The 23,846-nt window shown below is 39.4% G+C and carries 18 protein-coding genes; 10 read left to right on the top strand and 8 right to left on the bottom strand.

Annotated elements, in window-relative coordinates; genetic code table 11:
* Window positions 1–4 precede the first annotated feature (4 nt).
* From I6F47_RS07995 to I6F47_RS07975, 5 genes are read right to left on the bottom strand one after another with little or no spacing between them, the layout of a single operon-like run.
* Window positions 5–2,542, bottom strand: coding sequence for a glycogen/starch/alpha-glucan phosphorylase (locus tag I6F47_RS07995; protein ID WP_121954772.1), 2,538 nt, complete (start codon window positions 2,540–2,542; stop codon window positions 5–7).
* Complete coding sequence (gene glgX / locus I6F47_RS07990; RefSeq protein ID WP_165722757.1) at window positions 2,535–4,598, bottom strand: glycogen debranching protein GlgX; 2,064 nt, start codon at window positions 4,596–4,598, stop codon at window positions 2,535–2,537. Before glgX ends, I6F47_RS07995 begins: the two co-directional genes overlap by 8 nt.
* On the bottom strand, window positions 4,591–6,861 hold the full coding sequence (gene glgB, locus I6F47_RS07985; protein WP_197183650.1) for a 1,4-alpha-glucan branching protein GlgB: 2,271 nt from the start codon (window positions 6,859–6,861) through the stop codon (window positions 4,591–4,593). Before glgB ends, glgX begins: the two co-directional genes overlap by 8 nt.
* On the bottom strand, window positions 6,862–8,856 hold the full coding sequence (gene malQ, locus I6F47_RS07980; protein ID WP_165722755.1) for a 4-alpha-glucanotransferase: 1,995 nt from the start codon (window positions 8,854–8,856) through the stop codon (window positions 6,862–6,864).
* Window positions 8,857–8,865: 9 nt separating this feature from the next.
* A complete protein-coding gene (locus I6F47_RS07975) occupies window positions 8,866–9,168 on the bottom strand; it encodes an isoamylase early set domain-containing protein (RefSeq protein WP_007580752.1) in 303 nt (100 codons plus the stop codon).
* Window positions 9,169–9,551: 383 nt separating this feature from the next.
* Here I6F47_RS07975 and I6F47_RS07970 point away from each other — a divergent pair, with 383 nt between their 5' ends.
* Window positions 9,552–10,484: a hypothetical protein gene (locus I6F47_RS07970; protein ID WP_101216977.1), complete on the top strand. Its 933-nt coding sequence runs from the start codon at window positions 9,552–9,554 to the stop codon at window positions 10,482–10,484.
* Window positions 10,485–10,543: 59 nt separating this feature from the next.
* Here I6F47_RS07970 and I6F47_RS07965 read toward each other — a convergent pair whose 3' ends face one another.
* Window positions 10,544–11,713, bottom strand: a complete 1,170-nt coding sequence (locus I6F47_RS07965) for a cache domain-containing protein (RefSeq protein WP_197183649.1) — start codon at window positions 11,711–11,713, stop codon at window positions 10,544–10,546.
* 607 nt (window positions 11,714–12,320) lie between these two features.
* The gene (locus I6F47_RS07960; RefSeq protein WP_002958609.1) at window positions 12,321–12,749 is read right to left on the bottom strand and encodes an Lrp/AsnC family transcriptional regulator; all 429 of its coding nucleotides are present in this window, start codon (window positions 12,747–12,749) and stop codon (window positions 12,321–12,323) included.
* A 194-nt stretch (window positions 12,750–12,943) separates the two neighbouring features.
* Here I6F47_RS07960 and I6F47_RS07955 point away from each other — a divergent pair, with 194 nt between their 5' ends.
* Genes I6F47_RS07955 through I6F47_RS07940 form a run of 4 tightly spaced genes read left to right on the top strand, consistent with a single transcriptional unit; the run spans window position 12,944 to window position 17,548 of the window.
* Window positions 12,944–14,149 (top strand): aspartate aminotransferase family protein, encoded by a 1,206-nt coding sequence (locus tag I6F47_RS07955; RefSeq protein ID WP_007580760.1) that lies wholly within the window; start codon window positions 12,944–12,946, stop codon window positions 14,147–14,149.
* A 50-nt stretch (window positions 14,150–14,199) separates the two neighbouring features.
* Window positions 14,200–15,234 (top strand): arginine N-succinyltransferase, encoded by a 1,035-nt coding sequence (astA, locus tag I6F47_RS07950; protein WP_007580762.1) that lies wholly within the window; start codon window positions 14,200–14,202, stop codon window positions 15,232–15,234.
* A gap of 7 nt (window positions 15,235–15,241) precedes the next feature.
* Window positions 15,242–16,708: a succinylglutamate-semialdehyde dehydrogenase gene (astD, locus tag I6F47_RS07945; RefSeq protein ID WP_197183648.1), complete on the top strand. Its 1,467-nt coding sequence runs from the start codon at window positions 15,242–15,244 to the stop codon at window positions 16,706–16,708.
* A 36-nt stretch (window positions 16,709–16,744) separates the two neighbouring features.
* On the top strand, window positions 16,745–17,548 hold the full coding sequence (locus I6F47_RS07940; protein ID WP_197183647.1) for a DUF1338 domain-containing protein: 804 nt from the start codon (window positions 16,745–16,747) through the stop codon (window positions 17,546–17,548).
* A 71-nt stretch (window positions 17,549–17,619) separates the two neighbouring features.
* Here the strand turns inward: I6F47_RS07940 and I6F47_RS07935 are convergent, their stop codons facing one another.
* A complete protein-coding gene (locus tag I6F47_RS07935) occupies window positions 17,620–18,900 on the bottom strand; it encodes a flavohemoglobin expression-modulating QEGLA motif protein (protein WP_008169642.1) in 1,281 nt (426 codons plus the stop codon).
* A 146-nt stretch (window positions 18,901–19,046) separates the two neighbouring features.
* On the opposite strand from I6F47_RS07935, the gene I6F47_RS07930 reads away from it, so the two are divergent.
* The 5 genes from I6F47_RS07930 (at window position 19,047) to betA (ending at window position 23,738) form a co-directional block, all read left to right on the top strand.
* Entirely contained in the window at window positions 19,047–19,304 is a 258-nt protein-coding gene (locus tag I6F47_RS07930; protein ID WP_002958616.1) for a DUF3081 domain-containing protein, read from the top strand.
* Entirely contained in the window at window positions 19,304–19,609 is a 306-nt protein-coding gene (locus tag I6F47_RS07925; protein ID WP_165725464.1) for a hypothetical protein, read from the top strand. Before I6F47_RS07930 ends, I6F47_RS07925 begins: the two co-directional genes overlap by 1 nt.
* A 409-nt stretch (window positions 19,610–20,018) precedes the next feature.
* On the top strand, window positions 20,019–20,594 hold the full coding sequence (gene betI, locus I6F47_RS07920) for a transcriptional regulator BetI (protein ID WP_010553010.1): 576 nt from the start codon (window positions 20,019–20,021) through the stop codon (window positions 20,592–20,594).
* Between the two features lies 1 nt (window position 20,595).
* Window positions 20,596–22,059 carry a betaine-aldehyde dehydrogenase gene (gene betB, locus I6F47_RS07915; protein WP_024591762.1) on the top strand — a complete coding sequence of 488 codons (1,464 nt, stop codon included), beginning with the start codon at window positions 20,596–20,598 and terminating at the stop codon, window positions 22,057–22,059.
* A gap of 11 nt (window positions 22,060–22,070) precedes the next feature.
* Entirely contained in the window at window positions 22,071–23,738 is a 1,668-nt protein-coding gene (gene betA, locus I6F47_RS07910) for a choline dehydrogenase (protein ID WP_101216984.1), read from the top strand.
* The last annotated feature ends 108 nt before the right edge of the window (window positions 23,739–23,846 follow it).

Here is a 23,846-nt window from a genome sequence, read left to right as displayed (position 1 = left end):
CCATTTAGTCTAGGCTGTTAGTGGCATGGCTTTTAGTTGTCGTTAAGTCTGTTTCACTAATATTGAGGGGTTCTAAATGCCAAATATCTTCACTGTATTGGCTTATGGTTCTGTCACTTGAAAACATACCACTGGCTGCCGTATTTAAAATACTCATTTGTGTCCAGTAGGTTTGATCTGCGTAAGCTTTATCAACTTCTTTTTGAGCTGCTACATAACTTTCAAAATCGTGTGCAACAAGCCATGGATCGTGTGGGCTCTTAATTGCATTTGTAATATCGTCAAATAAGCATGGTTCAAACAAGTTAAAATGGCCGCTTTCGAGTAGTTGCATTACATTATTTAAATCGCTATTTTGCGCGATTAAATGCTCAGGATTGTAACGTGACTTAATATCATCAATTTGATGAGCTTGTGCCCCAAACAAAAAGAAGTTGTCTGCACCAACGGCGTCTCTAATTTCAATGTTTGCACCATCCAGCGTGCCGATCGTCAATGCACCATTCATCATAAACTTCATGTTGCCAGTACCAGACGCTTCTTTGCCTGCGGTAGATACTTGCTCTGACAAATCGGTTGCAGGACAAATAACTTCCATAGCGGTTACGTTGTAATTAGGTAAAAAGGCGACGCGTAAATACGGGGCTGCTAACGGATCTTTATTTATAACTTCTGCCACGTTATTAATAAGCTTAATAATTTTTTTAGCCATGTAATAACCCGGTGCAGCTTTACCACCTAATAAAACACAGCGAGGAACAAGCCCTTGGGTATCACCACGGCGAATACGGTCATATAAATGAATCACATGAAGTATGTTTAATAGCTGACGTTTGTATTCGTGGATACGTTTTACTTGTACGTCAAACATCATCGATACGTCAAAATCAACATCGCAGCGCGCTTTAACTAAATCAACTAAACGCTGTTTGTTTTCGCGTTTAGCATTTTGCCATTGCCCATGAAATGCTTTGTCATCGTAAAAACGACGTAGATCGCTAATTGTTGAAAAGTTTTTAACCCAGTCATGACCAATTTTTTCGCTGATTAATTTACTTAAAACGGGATTACAATGTGCAAGCCAACGTCTTGGTGTAACACCATTTGTTTTGTTATTAAACTTATCTGGCCACAGTGCGTAAAACTCTTTAAATAAACCCGCTTTTAACAGTTCGGTATGCAGTGCTGCTACGCCATTTACCGAGTAACTACCTACAATGGCTAAGTAAGCCATACGAATTTGCGGCTCATCGCCCTCTTCAATCAACGACAATGCACGCTGTTTATTAACATCACCCGGCCATTGCTGTGCAACTTGTGCTAAAAAGCGTGCGTTTATCTCGTAAACTATTTCTAAAATGCGTGGTAATAATTTTGAAAACAACGAAACAGACCACTTTTCAAGCGCTTCAGGAAGTAGCGTATGGTTTGTGTAGGCCATTGTTTTAGTAGTGATTTGCCAAGCATCGTTCCAATCAAGTTCGTAATCATCAATTAAAATACGCATCAGCTCTGCAACAGCAATACTTGGGTGTGTATCGTTTAACTGAAAAACATGAAAATCAGCAAAGTCGCTAAAGTTCTCGCCATGTTGGGAAACCCACTGATCAACTACGTCTTGAATACTCGCAGATGATAAAAAGTATTGTTGGCGCAATCTAAGCTCTTTACCATTTTCGCTGCTGTCGTTTGGATACAGCACCATGGTAATTTGTTCAGCTAGGTTTTTTTGTGCGACGGCTTCTGAGTAACTGCCTGCATTAAATTCGGTCAAATTAAATTCATCTGTCGCTTCTGATTTCCATAAGCGTAGCGTATTTACAATATTGTTTTTATAACCTGGAACAGGTACATCGTAAGGTACAGCTAATACATCTTGTGAACTCATCCATTGACGATGCTCTCGGCCGAATTTATCCGTGTAACTTTGCACGTAGCCGCCAAATTTCACACGTTTTGCATGCTCTGGCGCGCTTAGCTCCCATGGGTGCCCTTCGCGCAGCCAGTTATCTGGTTGCTCAATTTGGTTACCATCTTTAATTGATTGGTTAAACATGCCGTATTCGTAACGAAGGCCATAACCAATGACAGGTAACGCTAGACTTGCACAGCTATCTAAAAAACAAGCAGCTAGGCGGCCTAAACCACCGTTACCTAAACCTGCGTCGTGCTCAGCATCTTCAAGCGTTTCTACTGTTGTGCAGTATTCTTGTAATGCAGCAGCAACTTGGTCGTCTAAATCTAGGTTTAGTATTGCATTACCCAGCGCACGTCCCATTAAAAATTCAAGAGAAAGGTAAGCCGTTTTGCGGCGTTTCTCTTGCTTAATTTGTTGATTCGTTTCTCTGCAGCGGGCAACAAGTCTGTCGCGAATAGTCAGCGCTAAAGCATGGTATAAATACAGTCTTGATTCGCCGACCTTATCGCGACCTAGGGTATAATAAAAATGCCGTGTTAAGTCATCTTTAAGCGTACTTTCATCTATAACAGGACCTTCTTGCCAGCCCTTTACTACACACACTTGTTCACTTTGTTTAGCCATGACTTACATCCTCTAAATTAGCACTAAAAACCCAACTACTTTGTGCTGAAATTTCAACCATCGCATCTTCATTACTACTCACAGATGCATTATTTACACTTGATAAAACCATTTGCCACGGCGCATTAATAGGCGAAGGCGGCATTTGGCAAAAAACTGTTTTTTTACTGGCATTAAATACCATCAGTAATGCATGATTGTTTTGCTTATCAAGTAAGCTATACATTAAAAACTGTCTGGTATCTTCATGCCAATGAGCGTCGGTCATGGTTTTACCTTGTTCAGTAAACCACTTAACGGTAAAACGCTCGTCTATATCATCTAAAAATACACTGTGTTTGAACGCACTGTGCGCGCGTCTAATTTTTAAAGCATCGTCAATAAATCGTGTTAACGAATGATTAAGCTGAGAATCTTTCCAGGCAAGCCAGCTAGTGCGATTATTTTGGCAATAAGCATTGTTATTACCCCCTTGAGAGTGCGCCATTTCGCTGCCAGCGGCAATCATGGGAACACCTTTTGAGAATATCAAAGTAAGCAAAAAGTTCTTTTGTTGTTGCAAACGCAGTACGTTTATTTTTGAGTCACTGGTAAAGCCTTCTACTCCACAGTTGAACGAGTGATTTGCACTGTGCCCATCTCTGTTTTGCTCACCATTGGCTTCGTTATGCTTTTCTTCATAACTCACTAAATCGGCAAGCGTGAAACCATCATGACTCGTTATAAAGTTAATGCTATTAAGTGGTCCACGTTGGCTGTGCTCAAAAATATCAAACGATCCATGCAAACGTTTTGCAACGTTGGCAATTATGCCCGTTTCACTTTGCCAAAAACGTCTAATTACATCGCGGTATTGATCGTTCCATTCTCGCCATGGCGGCGGAAACGCCCCAAGTTGATAGCCGCCAGGACCTATATCCCAAGGTTCACTTATTAGCTTAACCTTATTAAGCACAGGGTCTTGGGCTACTGCTTGTAAAAAAGTATGTGCAGAGCTAAAGCCTGCTTTTGAGCGCCCTAAAATGGTCGCTAAATCAAACCTAAATCCATCAACTCCCATTACCTCAACCCAATAACGAAGGCTATCAAGTACAAGTTGCAGTGTTTTAGGGTGATCAATATTTATGGTATTCCCACAGCCGGTATCGTTTATATATACATTAGGCTGACCCTCTACTGTGCGGTAATACGCTAAGTTATCAAAGCCTCTTAGCGATAATATAGGGCCATCGGCCCCCGCCTCTGCGGTATGGTTATAAACAACATCTAAAATAACTTCTATGTCGGCAGCATGAAGCTCGCGCACCATTTGCTTAAACTCGTTTATATCGTCGTTTACTAAATAGTCTTTATGAGGGGTAAAAAAGTTAAGCGTGTTATAACCCCAATAGTTTTGCAGCCCTTTTCCTGTTAAAAATTGCTCACTAATAAAAGAATGAACAGGTAAAAGCTCAACTGCTGTAACGCCAAAGCTTTGTAAGTGCTCAATAAAGCTTGGGTGACTTAACCCTAAAAACTTTCCTTGTAGAGATTTAGGTATTTTAGGATGACGACACGTTGTGCCTTTAACATGGCACTCGTAAATAACCGTGTTTGACCAACGGTGGTTTGGCTTTTTATGCGCATACAACGTAGGGGGTGCTACTTTTGACTTAGGTATATCAATCGCATTATTTACGGTGCTTTTAGTGCCAATTGGCATTTGCCCATAATGGCGTTCGCTCCATGTAAACTCACCAAACAAGTCTTTTGCGTATGGGTCTATCAGTAGTTTATTTTCGTTAAATAGTTGACCATTTTTAGGGTTATATTCACCCTCAACTCTAAAGCCATAAAGTGCGCCGGCGCTTAATGGCGAAATATGAATACTCCAAATACCCCCTTCGTTAATATTCATCGCCATTTTTAGAATTTCTGAATGGCCACTTTTATCAAACAAACACACATAGGCTTGGCTTGCACCTGGCGCATAAAGCGCGAAGTTAACCCCATTATTAATAACACTAGAACCTAGCGGTTCTACATTACCGGGGGCTACATCAAATTGGTTACTCATCATCAACCTTTTGTAAGTAAATAGTTGTTAAGCCACCAATGGCAATTGAAATACTGTGTTTAAAGCCATGATTTGATTCATTTATTGCCTGAACTATCTGCGATGAATCTTTAGTTACTTCAACGCCAGAGCCAAAAAACTGAGTATCGTCTGTATTTAAAATAACTTTATAACGCCCTTTACTCGGTACGCCAATAACGTAGTTTTCATATGACGCGGGGGTAAAATTAGCAATAACAACCACAAAGTCTTTTGCGTTTTTAGCATAGCGAACAAAACTTAAAATACTCTGCTGATTATTATTGTTATCTATCCAGGTAAAACCAGCCGCGCTCGAATCTAACTCATACAACGCGGGTTGGTTTTTATAAACGGTATTGAGCGCTTTTACGGTGTGCTTTATACCGTTATGGCTTTGGTGCTCAAGTAAATGCCAATCGATAGAATGATCGTGTCCCCACTCTTTTCGCTGTGCAATTTCACCGCCCATAAACAAGAGTTTTTTACCCGGGTGTGCCCACATAAATGCGTAGTAAGCGCGTAAATTTGCAAATTTCTGCCAATCATCGCCTGGCATTTTTTCAATTAACGATCCTTTACCGTGTACTACTTCATCGTGGCTTAATGGCAATATATAGTTTTCACTAAAAGCGTATACCATCGAAAAAGTCATTTCGTGATGATGATGCTGACGGTATAAAGGGTCATGCTGCATGTAATGCAAACTATCGTTCATCCAACCCATATTCCACTTATAGCCAAAGCCTAAGCCGTTGTGATCAACACTTTGGGTGACGCCCGGCCACGCTGTTGACTCCTCAGCCACCATCATAATGCCTGGGTTGTTTTTATAGCTGCGCATATTGACTTGCTTTAGGCACTCAATCGCACCTAAGTTTTCGCGCCCGCCGTAACAATTAGCAATCCACTCGCCTTCTTTTCGGCTGTAATCTAAATACAACATAGAAGCTACGGCATCTACACGCAGACCATCTAAACCAAATTGATGTAACCAATACATAGCATTTGAAATCAAAAAGCTTTTAACTTCAGGGCGGTCGTAGTTATAAATGTAGGTATTCCAATCAGGATGAAAACCTTGGCGCTTATCGGCATGTTCATATAAATGGGTGCCATCGAATCGATGTAAGCCATGCGGATCGCTGGGAAAATGCCCAGGCACCCAATCAAGTAAAATACCTAAATTAGCTTTGTGGCATTGCTCTACAAAGTATTTAAAGCTGTTGTAATCGCCAAAACGGCTGGTAGGTGCAAATAAACCAACAGGCTGATACCCCCACGAACCATCAAACGGGTATTCACTTATTGGCATAAGTTGAAGGTGGGTAAAATTCATTTCAAGGGCGTAGCTAACCAGTTTGTCAGCAAGCTCTGTGTAACTTAAATAGCGGTTGTTTTCAGCGCGTTGCCATGAGCCTAAATGCACTTCATAAATACTAATTGGCGCATCAATATGATTACGCTTTTGTCGGTTTTGAAGTGCCTGAGCGCCGAGCGTTATAGGTTCTGGTTTATACTGCAGTACACTTGCAGTACCCGGGGCTTGTTGCATTTTAAATGCATAGGGGTCGGCTTTTTCGAGTACTTCTCCACTTTGAGCGGTAATTGCAAATTTGTAGCACATGTCGGCTTTAAGGCCTGGTACGAATAGCTCCCATACACCACTTGCAGGATGAAAACGCATAAAGTGGCGATTAGCTTGCCAAAAATTAAACTCACCAATAATAGAGACACTTGCAGCATTAGGCGCCCATACACAAAAGCGCACACCCTCTACATTTTGTTGAGTGCTAAAATGTGCACCAAAATGAGAGTACGCATGTTCAAGGCTGCCTTCGTTAAATAAATACATTGCCTCTGCATCAAGTGTGCTTTCAAAGCTGTATTCATCATAAAAGGTAGTGCTGCTATTTGTGTACTGAGCAATGCATTGATAAGGCGCAGTGGGCAGCGCATCAACTTTGACTATAAATAAGTCACTTTGTTGGTAGCGCTGCGCCTTAATACTTTTATTGTTTAATGTAACACTCACACTTATTGCACAAGGTAAGTAAAAACGAATTTCAACCTCAGCATCCGTTTTATGTGCCCCTAAAAAGCTAAATGGGTCTTTAAATCGTCCGGTATTTAATGCATGTACTTGTGCATCGTAACTATTTTCATGTACTGAGCTGTCCTGTAATGAATTAGCAAGCTCTGAGCTGTCCTGCGCTGAAGATTTTTTATTAATTGTACTGCTCATTTAACCTTTCCTTATTGAATCGATTGCAGCTAAAAGTGAGCCATTTTTAGTAAAAATTTCTTCACTGGTATGCGTTAATACACGTCGCCAATTAGGATATTCTTTATCTGTCCCGGGGATATTAACCGGATACTTCTGCTCATCTAAGTCATCTATTTGTATTGCAAATAAACGCGATTGAGAGCCTGCTAAACACAATGCAAGTGCGTTATATACTTCGACTGAATTACTATGTAATAGAAGCTCGGTTGTATTGGTATGGCGATTAATAAATCGTAGTATCCTATGTTGCTCTTCTATTCGTTGTTGCTTTAATTGCTCGTATTCATTGCAAGTAATAAGCTTGTATTGTTGCTTAATATTTAAATCAGCATGCTGCCACCAACCTGTAAAAGGCGGTACATCATGATTGGCTATCATTAACAAACACTGTGTTGCTAGCTCATCAGTCGATAAAAACTCACCACTGTGTTGTTTTTCAAAATAAAATAAGCTGTTAGAAAAAATACCGCTAGATGCCAAAGCCTGCCTTACCTCTGGCGGCACAACGCCTAAATCTTCTCCAATAACAATACTCTGATTAATATGTGATTCAATTTTTAAAATGGCGAGTAAGTGCTCAAACGGGTAGTAAACATAACAGCCATCTTGTTCACTATTGCTTTCAAAGCACCACCATAGGCGCCTAATAGCCATTACGTGGTCAATTCTAAGTCCACCTACATTTTGCATGTTTGCGCGAATGAGCGAGCGATAGAATTGGTAGTGATTATTACTAAGACTTTGAGGATTTAGTGCTGGAAGCCCCCAGTTTTGGCCAGCTTCGGCCCATGGATCTGGTGGAGCACCTACACTTGCACCTTGGCTAAACAGTGGCTTTTGATTTTTAAACTCGGCCCCATCACCCGCACAACCAACAGCTAAATCATTGATTAAGCCAATAGCCATACCTCGCTCTGCACAACTTTGTTGACACAGTGCCAATTGCGTATGCGCTTGCCACTGCAGGTAATAATCAAATGTTAAGTTATCTGATTCGAGGGTATTTAACGTAGTTGAATGAGTATTACAAAAATCAGTAAACGCTTGGCGACGCTCATCACTTGCCGTTAATTCAAACTGATTATAAAGCGCTTCAAATAACGCATACTTTATATGGCTTACATTTTCATAATCTATAAATTGATCATTACTTTTTATAAGTGTAATTACATCGTCTCGTTGCATGAGGTCATGCAGAACTGTGTTATTTTGTGCGTCTTCGCTTAATACTATAGAAATATAAAGAGGGTTTAATAAAGCCCGACTACTAGGGCTATAAGGGCTTGCACGCTCTGGCATATCAGCAAATAACAAATGCAGTGGATTAAGTAATATGTAATCCATATTTTGCGAGCTGCATAATTTTGTAAGCGTTAGTAAATCGTCAAAGTCGCCAATACCTAAATGCGCTTTATTTTTTAATGTGTAAAGCTGAATAGATAACCCTGTGCGCTTTGTGTCTTCAACTTGATAGACTTGCTCAGGCACGCACCAAATTTGTGTAATAGCGTGTTGCTCACCTACCTGAACATTAGCGTCATGATAGCCAATTGGCATAGTTTCTATGGGTAGTGCCAGCTCAATATAGCGAACGCCATGTAAGTAATATTCACCTGTAACTGCCAAATTATAAAGGTTCTCAACCGCTATATTAATCCCAAGAGAAGGGACATTAATGTTGGCGGCTAAATACTGCTGACGTTCGTCTATACGAAGCTTTAAAGCGCATTTTTTTTGGTCAACCAAACTCACACTGGGTACTAAATCCAGCCAAAGCGATGCATCTAAATCATAAGTTAGTTGAGTTATTTCGGCTTCGTTATTTGTATCAACACCGCAACATTGCAAAGCACGTTTACGCGTGTCTTCGCTAAAAAACACCTGTTCACCTGTATACTTAGTGAATTCAAAGCCAATACCATGCAGGTAAAACAACTGCGAAAGAGCATCCATTGAATCGCCTTAATTAATGCGTTGAGTATTTACTATGCTGTTTTCTGTGCCAAATGTATTGCCAATATAACCATCAGCTTGGTGGTCGTTATCCCAAATGTCTCCATTTATTAAATAACGAAAGTGAAATTGTTGATCGATAGGTAAGCGTTGTTTAAATTTAAACACACCTTGTTTTTTATTAAGCTTCATTGGCACAGGTTGCCAATCATTAAATTCGCCTAATAAGCAAACTTCTTCAGCCTCTGGGTGAGAAAATTCAAAGGTTACTTCAGCTTCATCTTTTGTTTTAAAAAAACGTTTATTCAACATAGCAGGCTCCAACTAAACCAAAAAGGGTACTTAATCTTTGCCACAGGCCATACAACTAAACAAAAAGGCGATGTGGATTCCATTCAAAATCATTAAACACGTTGTAAGTTAACCAAAACTTTATTTACGCATTATTACAGTGCAACAATTCATTTTTTCTGCACTTAAAAAGTGCGGTTAGTATATAAACAATCTTTTTTAAAAAGCTCAGTAGTACAGAGCAATATTTGAACCAACTAAGCGTACATCACATATTATTTATTTAATCGAATTTAAAGTTAAATAATCCAAAAGTATTGCCTAAATTTATAAAATTCTTTTGTTCTGTACTTTCATCAGCGATAATACACAGCATCTTAATACTCTGAAATATCATAATTTTCATGTTGAAAAAAAGCATTTTAATAACTATAGCCATCATCTTTTTAATAATAGCCACACTTGTTGGTTCTTCAATCTATACCCTTTATAGTAAAAAAGAAATCTCAGTTGATCCTAAATTAAAAGAAATCTCAGGTATTGAATTTGATAAACAAAAACGTCTATGGGCTATTAACGACGGAGGCAATGAACCCAAGCTTTACCGCCTTAACAAAGATGGTTCTATTGCCAAAGAAATTTTGGTTGAAAACGCTAAAAATATTGATTGGGAAGACATGACCCAAAACAAATTTGGGCACTTTTTTTTAGGGGATTTTGGTAATAACAAAAACGATCGTAGATGGCTCACTATTTATAAAATAGAAAACCCAATAGATATAAAAACAAACACAACCCAAGCCGAAATAATTAAGTTTACCTACCCTGAAATGGATGGCAGTCCAATAAAACCCAACGACCGAAATTTTGATTTAGAAGCATTTGTAGCACTAGGTCGTCACTTATATTTATTTACTAAAAACCGCACTGAACCTTTCGATGGTATTACTAAAGTGTATAAAGTGGGCGATCATGCAGCAAATTTTGATGCTGAGCTAATTGACTCTTTTAAAACGTGTACCACGCTTGAAAAACTATGCTGGATAACCTCTGCGGCGCTCAGCCCCGATCGTAAAAAATTAGTCTTACTTGATTCAACCAGTCTTTGGTTATTTGAAAACTTTGAAGGTGATAAGTTTTTCTCTGGTGATGTATCAAAAATAGACTTAGGGATAGTTACTCAAAAAGAAGCTGTCACCTTTTTTGATGACAATACGATTGTATTTACAGATGAAGAGTTTAAAGGCATAGGCGGTAATGCTTATTTTATAAAGCTTGATAAAGCCAAAAAAGAAGTTATAAGAAAAAAACCTATTTCAAAAAAAACACTTCCATAGCATCTAGTTAGCTAACCTAAAGCATTAAAGCTTAGCTAACTTATGTGAAAGGTAATGAGTTAATTACTCTTTTCGTTTGACGAATGAAGTGCTTTTTCTACATCAACACCTAAAATCAACACTCCAATATGACTATTATTATCATCTAAAACAGGAAAACTTAGCTGAACTTGAAAATGATGTGTTGATGCATCATATGTGACGCTATCAAAGTTAAAATCTTTTGACTGTTTAAATGTTTTAGTAAATTTATTTTCATCTCCTTGCCAGTAGTCACTGGTTAGCTTACTAATAGCGATGTTTTTTCCTTGGTTATCAGTCAATATTAGCTCAGTAACAACACCTTTGAATTGAGATTGCCATTTTTTAAATACTTTAGATAACGGTAAATTAAGCATAGCTAATCCATCTGGGTGCTTTACTTGTTTACTTTCTTTTATCCATAGCTGGTCTAGTCTTTTAATTTCAGATTCACTTAAGGGAGACCCATTACTTATTTGAACTTGTTCTACTAAACTAGGTAAGTTTAGTAAGATTTTAGCGCTACTGGACAATCTATCAAGTATTTGCTTTTCTTCACTTTGTGATAGTGAAAATGGAGCCTGCGCGCAAGTATTTATATTTTCATCAAACTGCTGCATAAATTTAGGGAAGCGTTTAATAAGTGAATGCGAAGCAAATAATCCCAAAGGTACATACCTAAAAAATTCTCTTTGATACTCATCTTTATTAATCCCTAGCTTAGAGGCTGCTAATTCAAAATCGTCTAAATCAAGTAGAATTCTATCAATCCGCTTATGGTGCATAACATTTACTATTTCTTCTAATGAATTTACTTCTACCTCAGCAATAATATTCTGAGTTTTAAACCAATTAGCCTGATAACTCCCTCTTACTGCACCATAACGCATTTTATTTTTTGGTTTATTAATGCTCTCTGGATGAGTAAACCAGTACCAGCTTTCTAAAAAGATGGGGGATGATATGCGCCCATAGGCCTTCATTTCAGGCATTAAATGAGTTGTGAAATAACCATCTAAGCGGTCTAACTTTACTTCTCGACGTGCACGTAACCATGGCAAGGTTTGTAGCTGAAAAGGGGCTCCCATTTCAAATAAAATACACTCAACTTGGTTGACTGCATTATCAGGTGCAGTGGTGGGTAAGTTTGTTCCAAACTGAAGAGGCTCAGTTAAACCCAATAAGAGGGTAAAAAAATATGCAGGCATAATCCATTACTAAATATTGTACAAATTAAAATGAGTATAGTCATCCATATTAAAAAAGCATAAATTCTCCTTACAAAATTTTGTATCTTATCAATGGCTTCAATATTTAAATCTATGTTCTACTGCTATTAGCTTATAAAAAGTACACTTAAATATTTAAATTAATGCATTTATATCTAGGGTCTGTTGATCTTTGAGGATTAAAATCCGTTCAAACTAGGCGCTATTTAATCGCGGCGCGAGATTTGTAACCTAGTGGGCTCAATAACTGCTCCTGCGTTGTTCTAATGGCTTACATCCATGTAAGAATAAGTAAAAACCGAGCAAAGCTTCCGCGTCTTGCTCACGCCCCTTACCTACATCCATGCAGGCAACAAAGAGTAAATAGCGCCTAGGAAGGACCCTTTGAGCAGCGCCTGTTTGGCATTAATGCTACGTTATCGCCCATTTATGGGGAGTAACCACACTGCATAGGCTCTGCCTTGCCTGAATACTAAACAGGCTACTGAAATTCAACCTTGAAAGATCAACAAACCCTAGCCTTTCTATTACTTACCTAAAGTATACCGAGTGTTCACTTAACGACTAAAACAAAAACTCACTGACTCTAGCGCTTAAATTTAGTTTCTAAAATAACAGAAGATGTTGTGCGCTCTACTCCATCCAGATTTCCTATATCGTCTAGTAAATGGCTAAGCTGCTCTAAATTTTGAGCCTGTACTACAGCAATTAAATCAAACTCACCACTTATGGCATAGAGCTGCGAAATTGCATCAATTTGCTTAAGCTCGATATTTGTTTTAGTTGTTAATTTTTGTCTTACTTTTATAGACACATGAGCTGATACCATTTTACTGAGGTAGTCGTCACCATAATCAACGCTATAGCCTTTAATTACACCCGTTTCTTCTAGTTTGAGCATACGGCTTTGTACCGTTGAACGAGATAAGTCAAGCATACGAGCAAGGTCAGAAATACTCGCTCTAGCATTTGTTTTTAGTACAGAAAGTAGCTTTTCATCTTGTGGAGTTATCATAATGGTTATTTTCTTCGTTATTTTGACTTTTATTTTAATCATTTTTCACAAAATAGCACTGCAATTTTAACAGCTAACCTTCGATAATGACCTCTACAAGAAATAATAACGTGTTTGCTGAAGAATAAAGGCTATATTCTTCTTTGAGTTAGCAACTAATCTTTTATCTAAGCCCATTAAATTTAGGTGTAAAAATGCAAGTAACAAGAGACTTATTTAACGACGTAATGGTACCAAACTATAATCCATCAGCAATCATTCCAGTTCGTGGTGAAGGTTCACGCGTTTGGGATCAAAATGATAACGAGTTTATCGATTTTGCTGGTGGTATTGCCGTTAACTGTTTGGGTCACTGTCATCCTGCATTAGTTAAAGCATTAAAAGAGCAAGGCGAAAAAATTTGGCATTTATCGAATGTTATGACTAATGAGCCAGCACTTCGTTTAGCTCAAAAAATGGTTGAAGCAACATTCGCTGATAAAGTTTACTTTGCAAACTCAGGCGCAGAAGCAAACGAAGCAGCGCTTAAGCTAGCGCGTCGTTATGCACTGGACGTATATGGCGCTGAAAAAACGCAAATAATTGCATTTAATAAAGGTTTCCATGGTCGCACATTCTTTACAGTAACTGTGGGCGGGCAAGCTGCATATTCTGATGGCTTTGGTCCTAAACCTGCTGACATAGTACATTGTGATTTTAACGATATAGCGGCATTTGAAGCGCTGATCAGCGATAAAACATGTGCTGTTATGATGGAACCATTACAAGGTGAAGGCGGTATTATTTCACCAACAGATGAATTTGCTAAAAAAGTACGTGAACTTTGTACTAAACATAACGCGTTACTTATTTTTGATGAAGTACAAACGGGTGTTGGTCGCACAGGCGATTTATACGCTTATGAAGGTTTAGGGGTTGTTCCTGACATTTTAACAACGGCAAAAGCATTGGGTGGTGGTTTTCCAATTGGCGCTATGATCACTCGTACACCAATTGCTGAGCATTTAAAAATTGGTACTCACGGTTCTACTTATGGCGGAAACGCACTTGCTTGTGCTGTTGCTGAAGCGGCATTTGATACAGTAAATACACCAGACGTACTAAACGGTGTTAAAGAGCGCGAGCAATTATTCCGTGACGGATTAAACGCAATTAACGAAAAATACAACGTATTTAGCGAAGTACGTGGTAAAGGCTTATTAATTGGCGCAGTACTAAATGACAAATTTGAAGGACGTGCACGCGACTTTTTAGTAGCAAGTGCTAATAATGGTTTAATGAACCTTGTAGCTGGCATGAATGTAATTCGCTTTACACCGTCTTTAGTTATCCCGTTTGAAGATATTAAAGAAGGCTTAGCGCGCTTTGAAAAAGCCGTTAGCGATGTAGTAAACGGTTAATATAGTTTAAATTAGCACGCCTACAGGCGTGCTATTGGAGCAAGCAATAAATGCAAGTATTACGTCCTATTACTGCCAATGATTTTGACGCGCTTAAACAAATAGCGATTGAATCCGGTCATGGGTTTACCTCTTTACCTGTGGACGATGCACAGCTTAAAGAAAAAATTGAACGTGCTGAAAAAAGCTTTGCCAAAAACATTAACCAGCCACTTGATGAAAGCTATTTATTTGTTTTAGAGGACAGTGAAACAGGTGACGTTATTGGCACAACCGCTATAGAAGCTGCGGTAGGTTTATCGGTGCCTTTATATCATTATCATTTAGGTAAAACAGTACACCACTCGCCTACTTTAAATGTATATAACACCGTTGATATTTTGAGCATGTGTAACGACTACACAGGTTGCTCTGAAATATGCACATTATTTTTGCGCGAAAATAGCCGTAAAGGTTTAACGGGTCGATTTTTATCGCGTTCACGCTTTTTATTTATGGCTCAGCATAGCGAGCGTTTTGCCGATACTGTTATCGCAGAAATGCGCGGTGTTAGCGACGAAGACGGCCATTCTCCTTTTTGGCAATGGCTGCAAGAGCACTTTTTTAGTATTGAATTTCCAGAAGCAGATCACTTAGTTGGCTTAGGCGATAAGGTATTTATTAGCGAGTTAATGCCTAAATACCCTATTTATGTGAACTTGCTTAGCAAGAAAGCCCAAGCAGTTATTGGGCATGTGCATGAAAAAACGAAACCTGCGCTAAAATTATTAGAAAAAGAAGGTTTTGAGCACAGAGGCTACGTTGACTTATTTGACGCAGGCCCAACGGTTGAAGCAAAGCTTGGTAATATTCGCAGCATTCGCGACTCTCAAGTTTGCCCTATTACTATTGGTGAGCTTGATCACATATCACAAAATAGCTCTGATACGCTGGCTGTATGTAATCAAGGCGTAAGTGGCTTTAGAGCAACATTTACCAAAGACGCACATTACAATCATGCAAAACATACTCTCGTCATTAGCCAAGATGTGGCTAAAGCACTTAATTTAAGTCAAGGAGATGCAGCGCGATTTTTCCGCCTGTAAATTATTTATGAATACACACCTAATTAATAACCAGTGGCATGTGGGCCTTGGTCCAGCATTTGGGTCAATCAATCCAAGTAATGGCGATGTGGTATGGCAAGGTAATGGCGCAAACGCTGATCAAGTAGATTCAGCTATAAAAGCAGCCAGAGCAGCACAGGTACAATGGGCAGATAAGCCGCTTGAAGAGCGTATAGCCATTCTTGAAAACTTCGCAGCTCAATTAAAAGAACACAGTGAAGAATTTGCGACCATAATTGCACGCGAAACAGGTAAGCCATTATGGGAAACCCGCACCGAAGTGGGCGCAATGACAGGCAAAGTAGCTATATCTGTAAAAGCGTACCATGAGCGTACCGGTACAACCGAAAACCCAATGCCCGGTGCTAAAGCGTTTATTAGACACAAACCGCATGGCGTTGTGGCTATTTTTGGCCCGTATAACTTTCCGGGGCATTTACCAAACGGGCATATTGTTCCTGCAATTTTAGCAGGCAACACCGTAGTATTTAAGCCATCAGAACTAACACCGCACGTTGCAGAATTCACCCTCTCACTTTGGCTAAAAGCGGGTTTACCAGCAGGTGTTATTAACCTTGTCCAAGGTGAAATTGAAACAGGCAAAGCGCTTGCTTCTCATAAAGATATAGATGGATTGTTTTTTACCGGTAGCTCAAACACAGGTCACTTACTACATAAGCAATTTGCAGGACACCCTGGCAAAATTTTAGCACTTGAAATGGGCGGTAATAATCCTCTTATTGTAAAAGATGTGAGTGATGTAAGCGCTGCTGTGCACGATATTATTCAATCAGGCTTTATTACCTCAGGTCAGCGCTGTACGTGTGCACGCCGCTTATTTATTGAAAAATCGCTCAATGGCGATGCTATTTTAGAAAAGCTAATAAGCGCGACTAAAAACATAGTTGTAGACGACAGTTTTGCTACAGAGCAGCCTTTTATGGGTGCAATGATAAGCGAAAAAGCAGCACTGGGTATGGTCGCTGCGCAAAGTGAATTAGTGTCAAAAGGCGCGCAAATCCTTGTTGAACTTAAGCAATTAAAATCAGGCACCGGTTTTGTAAGTCCAGGTATTGTTGATGTAACAAACATTACCGACATGCCAGATGAAGAACATTTTGGACCGCTTATTAAAGTGTATCGTTACAACGACTTTGACAGCGCAATCATTGAAGCTAACAACACAAGCTTTGGTTTATCTGCAGGTTTACTTAGCGACAGTGAAGATGATTACACTCACTTTTTAAAGCGCATCCGTGCAGGTATTGTTAACTGGAACCGCCCTATTACGGGTGCCTCAAGTGCAGCTCCATTTGGCGGTATTGGCGCCAGTGGTAATCACAGAGCAAGTGCCTATTACGCCGCTGATTATTGTGCATACCCTGTAGCATCTGTTGAGTCAGACAAAGTGAGCTTACCGCAAACCCTAGCGCCAGGCTTGGTAATTGAATAAGCAATAAAACCAAAATTTTAGATTTAAGGATTTAACATGCATACTGATGTAAACACATTATTTGAGAGCCTTTGGAAAAACTACTTAAACGTAACACCATCGGCAGACAAAATTCATGACCTTTTAGGGTCAACGCAAAAAGATGACATTATTAACGATCATATTGCGCTGCGTACGTTTAATATTGGCAAAGTGGGTCTTGAAAAGCTCGCTGCTCACTTTTTAGCTATTGGTTACAAAGAATGTGGTGAGTACCACTTTGAAGCTAAAAAACTCTATGCAAAGCACTACGAGCATAGCGATCCTAATCAGCCAAAAGTGTTTATCTCTGAGCTATTAGTTGAAAAATGCTCGCCAGAGTTACAAGCTATCGTAACCGACATGGTTGATAAAATTGATGAAAGTGCTGTTACTGCTGATAACTTTTTGTATTCAGGCACGCATTGGCAAGTAAGCACTGATACTTATAAACAACTGCTAGCTGAAAGCGAATATGCAGCATGGATGTCGGCGTGGGGTTACCGTGCTAACCACTTTACTGTAAATATTAATACGCTTGCTAAGTTTAATAACATTCATGATGTTAACCAAGCCCTAAAAGACGCCGGCTTTTCGCTTAATACGTCAGGCGGTGAAGTTAAAGGCTCACCAGAGGTGTTACTAGAGCAATCGTCAACACTTGCTGATGAATACTCTGTTACCTTTAGTGACGGTGATATGAGCATCCCTAGCTGTTTTTATGAGTTTGCTATTCGTTACCCTAAAGCCGACGGTGAGCTTTATACTGGTTTTGTTGCAGCCTCAGCTGACAAAATATTTGAAAGCACCAATGCTCGATAGCAAAACCTAAAGTACTTTATTTAAAAAGCCCGTTATGGGCTTTTTTTATGTCGGTAGGTTATGTTGATTAATTATAAAAATAACGGTTTATAATCGTTTTCTAACTTTTCAAACGATAAATCGCCAATAAAGCGGCCAAAGCTCAACCAAGTTGCCAAACCGCGTAAGTCTTTAAAGTGTGGTGGCACAAATTGCGGGCTCTCAATTACACCTAAATCATGAAGCTGCGATATTAATCTAAAATCATCTATCGATATTTTACCTACCAGTAATAAAGGGAGTCTATCGATTCGACCAAGCTGTATCGCCACGCGTATTAAGTTATAAACCAGTACAAAGCCTTTAATGTAGGCAATATCTTTTGTAAAAGGCAGGCCTGTTGGCGTACTGCCTCTAAATACACGCTGCGCGAGTGTGTAGCTGTCATCTTTTGATAAACCTTGCGCTACATAGTCACGGTAAATATCTACAAATTCAGCGCCATCTATTACCTTTGTAACCGCTTGAATACGGTTAACTAATTTAGATAAACGCCTTGGTGTCGATTTTAAAGTAATAATTTCGGTTAATACTGCTAAGCCTTCTTGGGTAATAGTTGAGCTAGGCGTGCCTTTACTCAAACATGTTAAATACGGCTGTGCTAAACCATTTTGAGTGGTACCTACGTGTATCCACCCTTCGTGAACTTCTAAAATATCAAGTTCACGCTGAGAAAACTTAACATCTTGATTAAGCTTTATATTATTAGCACCTGCGGCTGCATCACTGACAATACCATCGCTAAGCATTACCTCTACGTTTATGCCTGCCATACTGGCATTTACTTGCTCAGACAAAATACGCACAGCATCAACAGCATCAATATTTTTAGGGTCGTCAGGCAGTATGTCGGCTATAAGTAAATTTTGCAGCGGTTTATCTAGCATATTAGCTAGCTCAGAAAGTGAGGGCTCACCAGCATGGAATAAATCTTTAGGGTGTCCAAATAACTCCACTGATAAGTCATGAAACTCTGGCGTTCCACGATACTCAAGCATACTTAATACCGTTTTATACTCGGTGCACATTTTTCCCATATATTGAGCAATCGGATTTAACTGTCCCAATTGGTTAATAATGTTACGGTGCAAAGTAGAAAATGCTTGGCGCAGCTCGCTAGGTACAAAACCAAGGTCGCGCTGTTGATAATATGCACGATCGATGAGTGGGTTTTTTTGACATTTCTGTCTAAAAAACTCCTCTTTAGTTTGTTTATCCCAATTAATAGCATCGAGTATCCTAATTGGAGTTTGCAATGCAATTAATTGATCCGATAACTCACGAGTTTTTAGTAGTAACGCCTTGTCTATCATGCTCTAAGCTCAACAATAAATGAGCTTTGAGCATAATTTAAAAAAGCGAAATTACAAAGCAATATCACACTTTTTTAGCTATTGTTTTTAAGATGATCGACCCTCATATCTGTATCGTATGAGTTACTAAACGAAGGGCATAAAACATGAAAAACGAAATCGACAATAAACAGATTTTAGCCGTATATGAACGTATAATTCAAAAAGGTGAAATGACTGATGAAGGCAAGCATTATCAAGGTGTTACTGCTTATTCAGACGTAGATGGCTACACAGTATACCTACAAGGTAGCGGCGTTGAACTGCGCTTTGGTTTTCATAATACTTACCACCTTGACTACGAACATGAAAAGCATAAAGACGACTTTTTGAAAAAATTATATAACATTGCAAACGAGAGCTAATGCACCCACGAAAACGCAGACACCGCCCTACCAGTAAGCTCAATACTACTTTTATAAACCAAGTAGTAGAAGAGCTTAGAGCTGATCCAAGCAAAGTCTCAATTATTCAAGAAAATTTAGAACAGTACCGTGCTCAAACTCATTTAAAGCGTGGTTTTTTACTGGCTATAGAGCGCTTTGATTGGGTTTTTGAAGCAAGCAAAGATATAGACTTTATTTGCCAACAAATTTTAGCTGATGACTATATTGGCAATAGACTAAGACGTTACCCCCTACTTTTTAAAGGCGTTATTAATAATGCCTGACCTTTCAAAACCAAGCGCTTTAAAACGATAAAACCACAAAGTTTACTCTCTATATAAATTTATTAGAGCACTAAGCAATTGCAGGTTTAGTGCGCTTTTGTATTAAATTAATACTATTAGTACTCTAACTATTACTGCACTAATGATTATTGATCATTTTATTCATTTATTGCTGTAAACAAATCATTACTATTATTTAATTTCAAAATAAAATTCACAAGCCTTTGTTTTAAATAAAATAAAACAAAGTAAAACCTTATCTCCTTTATCGCATTAGTTGCGCTTTTATTAATGATTAATCTACATTTTGGCATCTAGATATTTACTTCAGCCTTGAATTGTTAGAGCTATTACCTTAAGCTTATGTTTATTGAACGTTCAATTAATAAAAATTATGCCTAAAGTCGGAATGGAACCTGTCAGACGTCAGCAGCTAATTGACGCGACTATAGAGTCAGTTGCAACTAATGGACTACAAGGCACAACTATAAACAGCATTAGTAAAAATGCCGGTTTATCGTCTGGCATTATTAGTCATTATTTTGGTGGTAAGCAGGGGTTAATTGAAGCCACTGTTAGATACTTACTAACAAGCTTAAAACAAGGCTTGATAAGTAAAGTAAATAACCAAACGAATGCCATTGAACGTTTAATGATTATTATCGAAGCCAACTTTGCGCTTGTACAACAGCGTAATGATACAACCCGAACGTGGTTAAGTTTTTGGGCGCAATCGATGCATGATGAAGAATTACACAGACTACAAAACGTAAACAGTAAACGCTTGCAAAGTAATTTAGCATTTTCTTTTAAGCAATTAATGCCTATTGAGCAAGCAAAGCAAGCTGCAGAACTTAGCGCCGCAATGATCGATGGCCTATGGTTAAGAGCAGTACTGAGTAAATCAGACAATAATCAGTTTAAACACAGTGAAAAGTTAGCAAAAAGCTACGTACTTTCACTTATCAAGCAATATGGAGCCTAGCGTGACTACACCTGTCTATCAAAATTTTATTAACGGCCATTTTCTTGCAAACCAGAACGGCAAAACATTTGATGTAACAAACCCAGCAACGGGCGAGGTTATTTACGCAGTAGAAATTGCCGACGAATTTATTCAAAACGCAGCCATTGCCAGTGCAAAGCAAGGTTTTGCTCAGTGGTCAGCAATGACACCCATTGAACGTAGCCGCATTTTATTAAAAGCAGTGGCTATTTTACGCGAGCGCAACGATGAGCTGGCACTTGTAGAAGTACTTGACACCGGTAAACCAATGCAAGAAGCAAATTGTGTTGATATTGAAACCGGCGCTGATGTAATTGAATACTTTGCAGGCCTTGCGCCAGCACAAGTAGGCCAACAACAAATGGTTGGTGATGACTTTTACTACACACGTAAAGAGCCATTAGGTATTTGTGCGGGTATTGGTGCATGGAACTACCCACTACAAATTGCGTGTTGGAAGTCGGGCCCTGCCCTTGCAGCTGGTAATGCATTTATATTCAAACCATCTGAAGAAACACCACTTGGCGCACTTAAACTTGCAGAAGTCTTTGTTGAAGCTGGCGTACCTGCAGGTGTGTTTAATGTTGTTCAAGGCGCGGGCGATGTAGGCCAGTGGCTAACGCAGCATAGCGATATTGATAAAGTATCATTTACGGGTGAAGTAGGCACAGGTAAAAAAGTAGTAGCAAGTGCTGCCGGTACTTTAAAAGATGTCACGATGGAACTTGGTGGTAAATCTCCACTATTAGTATTTGATGATGCCAACATTGAGCAAGCGGTTAGCGCTGCTATGTTAGGTAACTTTTATACGCAAGGCGAAATTTGTACTAACTGTACACGTATTTACGTTCATAAAAATGTATATCAGCAGTTTATTGATGAGCTTAAAGCGCGCACTGAGAAAAACATTATTGCTGGCGACCCACAAGATTTAAATACTAACTTTGGCGCACTTATTTCTAAAAAGCACCAAGAACTAGTAATGAGCTACGTTAATAAAGGCATCGAAGAAGGTGCAACGCTATTAACCGGTGGTACAACGCTTTCACCTAAATCTGCACCTAATGGCTATTTTGTAGCACCGACTGTGTTTATTGATTGTAATGACGATATGACTATCGTTAAAGAAGAAATATTTGGCCCTGTAATGAGCGTGCTTGTTTTTGACGACGAAGACGATGTTATTGCACGCGCTAACGGGACTCACCTAGGCTTAGCCGCAGGCGTATTTACTAGCGATATTAAACGTGCGCACCGCGTTATTCATAAGTTACAAGCCGGTATTTGTTGGATTAATGCATACGGTAACTCACCTGCTGAAATGCCAGTTGGCGGTTATAAGCAATCGGGTATTGGCCGTGAAAATGGTATACAAACGCTTGATCAATACACGCAAACTAAGTCTATTTATGTTGGTATGGCCGACATAGAAAGCCCATTTTAAGGCGCCCTACTATGAGTAATCATTACGACTATATTATTGTTGGCGCGGGTTCGGCCGGTTGTGTTTTAGCAAACCGTTTATCTGAAGATTCAAGTAACCGCGTGTTACTACTTGAAACTGGCGGTAGCGATAAAAGTATTTTTATAAAAATGCCAACCGCGTTATCTATTCCTATGAATAGTGACAAATACGCATGGCAGTTTCATACGCAGCCTGAGCCTCATTTAGATAACCGTGAAATGCATTGTCCTCGAGGCAAAGTATTAGGCGGCTCATCATCTATTAATGGCATGGTATATGTACGTGGCCACGCAAAAGATTTTGACGAATGGCAGCAACACGGTGCAAACGGCTGGGATTACCAATCGTGTTTACCGTATTTTCAAAAAGCAGAAAGCTTTTACCTTGGTGAAAATACTTACCGTGGTGGCAAAGGCCCGCTTGGCGTTAATAACGGCAACGAAATGAAAAACCCGCTTTACCGCACCTTTATCAAAGCAGGTGTACAAGCCGGTTATGCTTCTACAGATGATTATAATGCGTCGCAGCAAGAGGGTTTTGGCCCAATGCACATGACCGTAAAAGACGGCGTGCGCAGCTCTGCTTCTCGTGAGTATTTAGACCCTGTTAAATCGCGTAGTAATTTAACAATTATTACCGGTGCACTAGCACAACGCGTGATTTTAGATGGCAAAAAAGCCACTGGCATTGAATACAAAGTAAATGGCGACGTTAAAACTGCACATGCTGCAAAAGACGTTGTACTAAGTGCAGGGCCAATTGGCTCTCCACATATTTTACAACTCTCTGGTATTGGTGATACTCAAGTGCTTGAAAAAGCAGGCGTTGAAGTACAGCATCATCTACCAGGTGTTGGTCAAAACTTACAAGATCATCTTGAGTTTTACTTTCAATACAAGTGTAAGCAACCTATCACGCTTAACGGCAAACTAGGCATTGTTTCAAAAGGATTGATTGGCGCGCGCTGGTTATTAACGCGTTCAGGTTTAGGTGCAACGAATCATTTTGAATCGTGTGCGTTTATTCGCTCAAAACCAGGTGTTGAATGGCCAGATATTCAGTATCACTTTTTACCAGCGGCTATGCGTTACGATGGTAGAAGTGCATTTGCAGGTCATGGTTTTCAGGTACATGTTGGTCATAACAAACCAAAAAGTCGCGGTAGTGTCACTATTGCTTCTGCGAATCCTGAGCAACCACCAACCATTTTATTTAATTACCTTGAACACCAAGACGATATTGAAGGTTTTAGAGCGTGCGTTCGCTTAACACGCGACATAATCGAACAAAGTGCCTTTGATGAATACCGCGATGAAGAAATTCAACCTGGTAAACATATTCAAACAGATGAAGAAATAGATGCCTTTGTACGCCAAGCCGTAGAAAGTGCCTACCACCCTTCTTGCTCATGCAAAATGGGTGAAGATGATATGGCCGTTGTTAACTCAAATACGCAAGTACATGGTATTGAAGGACTACGTGTTGTTGACTCATCTATATTCCCAACTGTTCCTAACGGAAACTTGAATGCGCCTACTATTATGGTTGCCGAAAAAGCAGCTGACATAATTTTAGGTAAAGACCCATTACAGAAATCGGATGTGAATGTTGCCATAACAAAAAACTGGCAAGAAACACAACGTAGTACGGAGATCTAACTTTAGCCACATGCTTAGGTTTAGTCTCGTCGGGCTAAACCAATGCGTGCCTTGCAGTGGCACACGATGTAAATAGGTTACGTTGTGTTAATGCGAGAATAAAACAAT

It is taken from the genome of Pseudoalteromonas sp. NZS37, from assembly GCF_015864265.1.
Taxonomy (GTDB): Bacteria; Pseudomonadota; Gammaproteobacteria; order Enterobacterales; family Alteromonadaceae; genus Pseudoalteromonas; species Pseudoalteromonas arctica.
This window is presented reverse-complemented; position numbering and strand designations above follow the sequence as displayed.